The sequence below is a fragment of the Okeania sp. SIO2F4 genome, assembly GCF_010672385.1.
Classification (GTDB): domain Bacteria; phylum Cyanobacteriota; class Cyanobacteriia; order Cyanobacteriales; family Microcoleaceae; genus Trichodesmium.
On the sequence record NZ_JAAHGT010000163.1, the window covers coordinates 4,776 to 13,516 of the forward strand.

The following is an 8,741-nucleotide window of genomic DNA, read 5'->3' on the forward strand; positions in this document are numbered from 1 at the left end:
TCTGTACCGAATATTCCGTCAGCTCCTTTATCGGTTAACTTGACTTCTACTCCAGAGATACCTGCTTCTCCATCGTCTTGGTTTCCATCAGCATTATCATCGCGGAAGATAGTGTCACCGATAGAACCTGTAGGAGCATCATAACCAAAGTCTTGCTCAAGGTCATTTTCCCCAGGGTCTAATTCCACCATAGAACCATTGTCTAGGTTAGAGTCAGGGTCAGCAGTCTGGTCTAAACCATCTAGAGCACCATTATCATTGAGAACTTCTACTTGATAGTTGCCTGCTTCTAAGTCTTCAAACAGATACTTACCATCTGCATCAGTAGTTTTAGTTCCGATAACTACATCATCATCTGTACCGAATATTCCGTCAGCTCCTTTATCGGTTAACTTGACTTCTACTCCAGAGATACCTGCTTCTCCATCGTCTTGGTTTCCATCAGCATTATCATCGCGGAAGATAGTGTCACCGATAGAACCTGTAGGAGCATCATAACCAAAGTCTTGGTCAAGGTTATTCTCACCTGGTGCTAATTCCACCATAGACATATTGTCTAGGTTAGAGTCAGGGTCAGCAGTTTGAACTAAACCATCTAGAGCATTGTTTTCATCTGTAACTTTAACCGCATAATTGCCAGTAGGGAGTTCTTCAAACAGATACTTACCATCAGCATCTGTGGTTTGAGTTGCAACGACTGTATCATCTCCTCCACCTAGTTCACCATCAGCTCCTTTATCTATTAACTCAACTGTGACATTTTCAATCCCTGCTTCTCCTGTGTCTTGGTGTCCATCTCCATTGTCATCTCGGAAGATAGTATCACCGATGGAACCTTGAAATTTAGATATCTCCACAGCAGTAACAATGATTTGACCACCATAGCCAAGGCCATTGAGATCGCCTTCGGGAACAAGGATGACAGCCACTTTTTCACCTGCTTCCTGAGGCTCAAAACCTTCCCCATGTTGTTGAGCTAAATCTATGATTTCATCGACATTAGCTTGGTCAAATCCCAAAAATGCTTCGACGCCTCTTAATTCCTCACTACTAGGAGGAGCATTATCCATCAGTTCCCAGATTGCCAGTTGAATTTCCCCAGCTGTATAACCTTCTAAAGCGTTACCTGTACCTGTGTTGTTGAGAATCCAGTTCACCAGGTCTAGATTTTCAGGCTTTTCAATGAGACCTCCTAACCCATCGCTTGTAACGGCAGGATCGTAGCTGGAATAAACACTGGCGTCGAAACGCCTACTATCTCCTTCATTAAAAGTAGTGTTTGGATCGAGACCGAATGCCTCACTGACATTTGGTGCTAAAACATTTTCTTCACCATAAACTCCATTATTGTTAAAATCAAAGGCATTGAAACCCAAAGGAAGATCGGTGTCGATACAAAAGAAATCAAAAGCTCCGTCTAGTATACCTTTATCGTTATCTTCAATCTCCAAGTCAAAGTAACTAGGATCGCCAACTCCAGATCCTCCCGCTAAAAGATTGGGTGATATGGCACTGGTGACTGTAACCTGATTTGGTAGGAGATTGCTGATTTCGCTCAAATTACTCATTTTTATTCCTATGTAGTAGCGTTTATTTTTGTATTTTTATCATCAATGATCAGATGTTTACTCTACAAGTAGACATACCAAAAAAATTTCTCCTGAAAAAATGTAGATACATTTTCTGCAATTTCTCTACAGGGGTTACAGGAAAATAAATATTTAATTTAGGTATATTTCTAATCAAGAGTTCTTATATCTACAGTAATCAGGAATCCTTGCTGAAACATTGATGAGAAGATTCCTTGATTTATCAGAAAATGTAGGATAAATTTCTGATAAATCATTCCTGATTGGGATATTTCAGTCAATATTCACTATAAGTAGAGGTATTGCCTTAGGTAGATGTAGCTATAAGACAAATATTCTACGATTACCGAATTTGTTATGATAAGAAAAATTTTCTCCCCGAAACAGGAATTAGTTTCTCAGGGGAGAGATTTTTTCCTATCTTGAATAATCAACCTTATGCTTTAACCAAAGCTTACTTTTGCTCTTCGTTAGACTGTGCGTCTTTTTTCTTAGTGCTGATTAAACCAATACCACCAACAACGAGAGTACCTAAGATAGTTGAAGGTTCTGGTACTCTAGCAGGAGTATTAGCTTGCCCTAAAATATCACCTAATCCAGTAGCAGCAGCAGGTAGAGAAGCAGAAGCAATAACAGCGATAGTAGCAGCAGCAACAGATAAAGTATTTTTTAACATAATTTGAGAGAACTCCATAAGATTTGTTTTGCTTGATGTCATCATCCTATTCTATTTTTCTAGGAGACTGCAAGAGGAAAATCTGTTTTTCCTCATATCTTTATCGAATCTTCACCAATTTTCTACTTCCTCTTTGTCAAATCTTTATAAAAGTCTCTAGGATAACTCTTCTACAAAATCCGGTTTCATACACATATTGTCTTCAAGAAAAAGCAGAAGATACGAGGCAGGAAGGTTTTCCAGCTTGAAGCTATCAATTTTCAAAGGGGGTATCTAAACCGTATTTGGTGGTATTAAAGTATAATTATGTAGTAGATATCTCCATAAAATCAACCAGTCTCTCTAAAAATCTCTTGCTTGTTACCTTCTCGAGCTGTTGCCTGTTGCCTACTCCTGCAAAAAATCTATATCTTTGAGGACTTACCCATTTTAAGGAAATGTCAGGGTTTGAGATTACTTCCTATCGTCGCAATGAGATTAATGACCTAGGTTTTGCCTAATATCATGTTCGGTTGAATACTTATAGCAAAAGGCAGAAGCCATCCCCCCTACCCCTCGCGTGAAAGCTATCCCTGATAAGGAACTCCTGAAAACCTTTTGGGAGGGTGGGAAGAGGGGAAGAGGGGGAAGAGGGGGGAGAGGGGGAAGAGGGGGAAGTAAGAATCTTGTCTGCATTTCTCAAAAAAATATCTAATATCAAATCCGGTTAAACACTCATAGATTGGTTAAGTCAAAAGGAGTCAGGAGCCAGAATTCAGAATTCAGGAGGAGAGAGAATCACTTTGACGAGCGTAGTTATGACGATTGGAGAATTTTTTTATGTCCAATCAGACGGGTTTGATATAATTCAATACACTTTTGTCTTTTGTGAGAAAAAAGCCTTTCAAAGGACTTATACATAACTTCTCTCTTTTGTCAAATTTTATGTTAAGAAAGATGTTTATAAAGCATAGCTTTGAAAGGGGGGAGGCAGAAGGAAAAATCTTGCTTTGTCTAGGTTTTAGGCTTTTGATGCGTCCGCGCCCTTTGCTTCGACTGCTATATCTTAATTCATAGTTTGATTCACCAACGCCAAAAATTAATATCTTTCATAATATTTATCAAGATCGAGTGCTTCTCTATATTGAATTGATCGAGCAAAACAGAGAAGCACCCAAAACTTACTTAAGTCAAGTTATGCTTCATCTAAAGCAACAATACCAGGTAACTCTTTACCTTCTAACAATTCCAAACTAGCACCACCACCAGTAGAAATGTGACTCATTTTCTCTCCCAAATTCAACTGTTCTACAGCCGCAACAGAGTCACCACCACCAATAATAGTAATAGCATCCTGCTTATCTGCAAGAGTCCGGGCGATCGCTTCAGTACCCTTAGCAAATTTCTCCATCTCAAACACACCCATCGGACCGTTCCAAATTACAGTTTTGCAGTCTGCTAAAGCATCTTGGAAAACCTTTGCCGAGTCAGGACCAATATCCAAACCCATCCAACCATCAGGAATAGCTTCAACACTAACAGTTTGAGTATTCGCCTCTGGGTCAAACTTATCAGCTACAACTACATCAGTAGGTAATAACATCTCCACACCTTTCTCTTTTGCCTTAGCTTCCAGAGACTTAGCCAATTCCAACTTATCGTCTTCAACCAAAGACTTACCCACACTTAAACCACGAGCTTTGTAGAAAGTGAAAATCATGCCACCACCCAAGAGCAACTTATCGCACTTATCCAACAAAGCATCAATCACACCAATTTTACTAGAAACCTTAGATCCACCAATAATAGCAGCCAAAGGTTTTTTAGGATCATCAATTGCACCTTGGAGGAATTTCAATTCCTTTTCAATTAAATAACCACCTACAGAAGGACTCAAATATTTAGTCACGCCCTCAGTCGAAGCATGAGCACGGTGAGCAGTTCCGAAAGCATCATTCACATATACATCTGCCACAGAAGCAAGTTGCTTGGCAAACTCTGGATCATTTCCTTCTTCTCCAGGGTAGAAACGAACATTCTCGAGCAAAACTACATCTCCATCTTGCATCGCTGCCACAGTAGAAGTTACATCCTCACCAACGCAGTCGTCACACTTCTTAACTTCCTTACCCAATACTTCAGAGAGTCTTTCTCCCACAAGACTCAGACGCATATCCTCATTTACTTTTCCCTTTGGACGTCCAAAATGGCTAGTCAAGATAACTTTTGCACCTTTGCCAATTAAATCTTGAATTGTGGGAAGAGCTGCCCGAATCCTAGTATCATCTGTAATACTACCATTATCAACAGGCACATTAAAATCTGCCCGCATGAGTACCTTTTTGCCAGATAAGTCAGATGCCGATAAATTTGCTACAGTTTTTTTTGTCACAGGATTAATCTCCTAAGTATTTGTTTGATCAATGTCCATTTATTGGGGATTTATGGCCCATAAATGGATAAAATTAGGTTACACCAATTCGTTTACCGAAAAACTGGGTAGTTACGCCTAGCCCTTTGAGGACGACTTTTGATTTGATTTAATACCCACAAATATCCTATAGTATTGTGAGTTAAAAACGATAATTATGAAAGCTAGGTATAAATATCGAATTTATCCAACATCGGGACAAAAATACCAATTAGTCAAGCTATTTGGTTGTGTCCGCACAGTCTGGAACGATAGTCTAGCTTGTTGTCAGGAAAAGTATGCTTTAGGCCAGAAAAAACCAAGTAACTCTCAACTACAAAAACTCTTTATTACTCAAGCTAAAAAAACTGAAAATAGGGAGTGGTTGTCGGAAGTTTCAGTAGTCCCATTACAACAATCATTAAATGATTTAAACCAGGCTTACCAAAATTTTTTTAATGTACGGACGTTGCATGCAACGTCCCTAGGTAAAACAAAAGGTTTTGCAATTAAACCTCCAAGGTTCAAAAAACGCAGGTCACACGCAAACTGCTAGGTTTACCTTAAGAGGTTTTAAAGTAGATAAAGACAAAGTATATTTAGCAAAAATTGGCTGGCTTAAAGTAGTTTGGTCAAGACCCTTCCTTGCCTGGAGAACCATCATCAGTAACAGTAATCAAAGATTGTAGGGGCGAAGAGCTCTTCGCCCCTACTAGATACTTCTTGAGTTTTGTCGTAGAAATTCAACCACAAAAACTACCAGAATCTAACAATTCAGTAGGCATAGATTTAGGAATTTCTACTTTTGCCACATTCAGCAATGGTCAAAAAGTAGATGCGCCAAAACCATTAAAAAAACGAATTAAAAAGTAGCCTCTTGCCTCCTCCGGAGGAGCTGCGCTAACAGAGGAGCTGCCTCTTGCTACGGTAGCTCTCGCTAACGGTAACGAAAATTAAGTAAATCATTATCAAAAAAAAGTAATGGTTCTAAACGATATGAAAAAGCCAGACTTAGGATAGCTAAATTTCACAGTAAATTAAAAGATACTAGAACCGATTTCCTGCATAAATTATCTACCGAAATAATTCGTGAAAACCAAACAATTCTTCTGGAAGATGTCAACGTTTCAGGTATGATTAAAAATCGGAAATTGTCCAGATCCATTAACGATCTAGGCTGGAGACAATTTCGTACATTATTAGAAGGAAAAGCAGAAAAGTATGGTCGCGAGCTAAGAGTAATTAGTCCTTGGGAGGCTACGACCCAAATCTGTTCATGTTGCCATTTTCGAGTGGGAAAATTAGACCTGAAAGTGCGAGAATGGGAGTGCCTCAACTGTGGCAGTAAGCATGACCGGGATGAAAACGCAGCAATAAATATATTAGTCGCCGGAGGACATTCGGAGACAAAAAACGGACGTCGAGGGAAGCGTGAGACTACCGCCAAGGAAGCAGCACCCTGTGAAGCGTCAACCCACCAAAGAGCTAAGGCTCAGTAGGAATCTCCGCACCTTTAGGCTGGAGAGGATGTCAAGGTAAACATTTTATCGGAATCCGTGCCCCAAATATACTCCTATGTTTAAAACAGTTCTATTTCCTGTAGACCGTAGCCGAGAAGCTCGCGAAGCTGCGGAGAAAGTTATTAACATTGTCAAGACATATCAAGCTCGCCTAGTAGTAATTTCAGTGCGAGAAGTGGTTTCACAAGGCCAGGAAGCATTCCACCCAGAAATGACTTCTGAGCAAACAGTTACCCAACTTTTAGAGGAGGCTAAGGCTCTATTTGCCGAGCAGGGTATTCAAGCTGAAACGATCCAAAGGGAAGGCCATCCGGCTTTTACTATTTGTGATGTGGCTGATGAGATTGAAGCTGACTTAATTGTGATTGGCTGCCGAGGTACTGGTTTGAGTGAGGAAGGAGCTACTGATAGTGTCAGTAACCGGATTATTAATCTGTCTCCTTGTCCAATTTTGGTAGTACCTTAGAGTAAAGTTCTCTCCCGTTAAATCGGAGATTATAACCGGAAGCTCACCAAACAGAGACAATTGAATCCTCGTTTGCTGAAGTTTCTTGTTTCACAGGCTGACTAACGTCTTACGCCTCCACAAGCAGACAAGATGACACCCACCTCGTTTAATGCTTTATCTCAACGTTGGCCCTTGACCCGCGCTCTCCGGTGGGGGAGCGACGCAATTGGAAAACCAATCAATGTTGCGGGTTTACACATAATATGTTAGAATATTGTGGGTTGAAAATTAAGCAGTAAATGGTTTAAAAAGCGTACAAATTTAGATTTTACCCCACTCCGGAGCAGGAAAGTCTGTTGCTCAGGACGTTGGGATCTGTACGCTTAGTCTACAACAAAGCGCGCTTCTGCAAGAACTCAAGCTTGGTATGAACGCCAAGAACCAGTGGGTTACAAACAAACTTCAGCTATGCTGACGAACTGGAAAAAACAGGAAGATTTAGATTTTCTGACTGAAGTAAGTAGTGTACCACTTCAGCAAGGTTTAAGACATCTACAGGCTGCTTTCACCAACTTTTTTGGTGGACGGGCTAAATATCCCAACTTCAAGAAAAAGCGCAACGGTGGTAGTGCTGAATTCACAAAATCTGCATTTAAGTGGAAAGATGGTCAAGTTAGTCTCGCTAAATGTGCACAACCACTACCTAATTAGATGGAGTAGGCAACTACCCCAAAACTGTGTGCCTAGTACAATTACTGTCAAACTTGACCCTAGTGGTAGATGGTCTATATCTTTGAGAGCCAACAACACCAGAGATTTGAGACTCAACCCGACTAACAAACAAGTAGGTATTGACTTAGGTATCACCAGTCTATTAACAACCAGTGATGGAGAAAAATTTGCTAACCCAAAGAACCATTACAAGTTACACAAAAAACTGAGGTTAGCAGGGAAGTCTCTAAAGAGAAAAACTAAGGGGTCTAATAACTATCAAAAGGCCAGGCTGAAAGTAGCTAGGATACACGCAAAAATTAAAGATTCAAGAGAAGACTATACCCATAAGCGCGCCCACTCAACGCTCTTAGAGAAAATCAAACTATTGTAGTTGAGGACTTAGCAGTAAAAAACATGGTGAAAAAGCGGTGCGACCCCGCGACGACGCCAGTCGCAAGCGGTCGGAACCCGGCGAGGTTTCCCGCTCTTTCAGAGCCGCTCCGAAGTGTGCCATGGGAATGCCGACCAAGAGAGGGAACGCGCACCAAGATATCACAAACTAGCTAGAGCTATCAGTGATGCTAACTGGGGAGAAGTGGTGAGGCAATTAGAATACAAAGCCGAATGGCATGGGCGGGAATTAATCAAGATTGACCGATATTTTCCCAGTTCGCGCGCGTTGCTCTATTTGTGGTCATGTAGTAGAAAAATTACCTCTAAATATTAGACAATGGGATTGTCCAGAGTGCGGTATTCACCATGACCGTGATATTAACGCCGCAATTAACATTTTGCGGATGGGAACCCGCGTCGGCGATAGACGCAAGCGGTCAGACCCCGCGCCGCCGACAGCTCGCTTGCGGAACGCGCACTCCTGTGAGGGAATGCTGACCAAGAGAGGGAACGCCCACGCTCGAAGGCTGCGGGACTCGCAGTGTCAGCGCCAGTCGCTCATGGGGGAAACCCCCTTTGGCCGCGCTGGCAAGTCTTTAGGAGCGACTGTAAGACCCGTTGGCGAAGCCTGTGCGAAGCACCTCACGGGGTGACAAGGTAGCTGAAAGCTATATATAGAGGTGGACTTATCAAATAAGCTGAAGAATAGTTCAACTAAAATCCCACTATTATTGAGAATAGATGGGGGTGTGGTGCGTTCGCGGAGCGTTGCGGAGCGCAGTATCGCGCCACACAGTAGCTTGATTATTTATTCAAATAACTGGCAAAACAGTTAAAAATCCGATCAAAAAGGGTTGGTAATTACAAATAAAAATTAATAAAAGAGAATATATTAGGCTTTGATCAAAACCAGATCGAACAAAAGTTGAGTCCATCTCAAATAATAACATTACAAATATTATTATACTTAACATCAGTACATAAAACCGTACAAATATCAAAATTAAGTACT

The 8,741-nt window shown here is 41.0% G+C and carries 6 protein-coding genes and 2 pseudogenes; 5 read left to right on the forward strand and 3 right to left on the reverse strand.

What is annotated here, in order from left to right:
• The 3 genes from F6K22_RS12920 to F6K22_RS12930 all read right to left on the reverse strand — a co-directional run.
• Positions 1-1,568: SdrD B-like domain-containing protein (locus F6K22_RS12920; protein ID WP_293098000.1), on the reverse strand; the 1,568-nt coding region annotated here is incomplete at its 3' end.
• Positions 1,569-2,043: 475 nt separating this feature from the next.
• Positions 2,044-2,265 carry a PEP-CTERM sorting domain-containing protein gene (locus tag F6K22_RS12925; RefSeq protein ID WP_293098002.1) on the reverse strand — a complete coding sequence of 74 codons (222 nt, stop codon included), beginning with the start codon at positions 2,263-2,265 and terminating at the stop codon, positions 2,044-2,046.
• A gap of 1,174 nt (positions 2,266-3,439) precedes the next feature.
• Positions 3,440-4,636 (reverse strand): phosphoglycerate kinase, encoded by a 1,197-nt coding sequence (locus F6K22_RS12930; RefSeq protein ID WP_293098004.1) that lies wholly within the window; start codon positions 4,634-4,636, stop codon positions 3,440-3,442.
• Between the two features lie 196 nt (positions 4,637-4,832).
• Here F6K22_RS12930 and F6K22_RS41990 point away from each other — a divergent pair, with 196 nt between their 5' ends.
• The 5 genes and pseudogenes from F6K22_RS41990 to F6K22_RS12945 all read left to right on the forward strand — a co-directional run.
• Complete coding sequence (locus F6K22_RS41990) at positions 4,833-5,210, forward strand: helix-turn-helix domain-containing protein (RefSeq protein ID WP_363273454.1); 378 nt, start codon at positions 4,833-4,835, stop codon at positions 5,208-5,210.
• An 89-nt stretch (positions 5,211-5,299) separates the two neighbouring features.
• Positions 5,300-5,527, forward strand: a complete 228-nt coding sequence (locus F6K22_RS41995; protein ID WP_363273456.1) for a transposase — start codon at positions 5,300-5,302, stop codon at positions 5,525-5,527.
• A gap of 134 nt (positions 5,528-5,661) precedes the next feature.
• A pseudogene (locus tag F6K22_RS42000) lies at positions 5,662-6,153 on the forward strand (RNA-guided endonuclease TnpB family protein); the annotation flags it as partial.
• Positions 6,154-6,229: 76 nt separating this feature from the next.
• Positions 6,230-6,640 (forward strand): universal stress protein, encoded by a 411-nt coding sequence (locus tag F6K22_RS12940; RefSeq protein WP_293098007.1) that lies wholly within the window; start codon positions 6,230-6,232, stop codon positions 6,638-6,640.
• A gap of 290 nt (positions 6,641-6,930) precedes the next feature.
• A pseudogene (locus F6K22_RS12945) lies at positions 6,931-8,382 on the forward strand (RNA-guided endonuclease InsQ/TnpB family protein); the annotation flags it as partial.
• Positions 8,383-8,741 lie beyond the last annotated feature (359 nt).

Bases quoted from the DNA above. Each gene is read 5' to 3' on its own strand.
- F6K22_RS12925 (WP_293098002.1), bottom strand. From the start codon at position 2,265: ATGTTAAAAAATACTTTATCTGTTGCTGCTGCTACTATCGCTGTTATT.
- F6K22_RS12940 (WP_293098007.1), top strand. From the start codon at position 6,230: ATGTTTAAAACAGTTCTATTTCCTGTAGACCGTAGCCGAGAAGCTCGC.
- F6K22_RS41990 (WP_363273454.1), top strand. From the start codon at position 4,833: ATGAAAGCTAGGTATAAATATCGAATTTATCCAACATCGGGACAAAAA.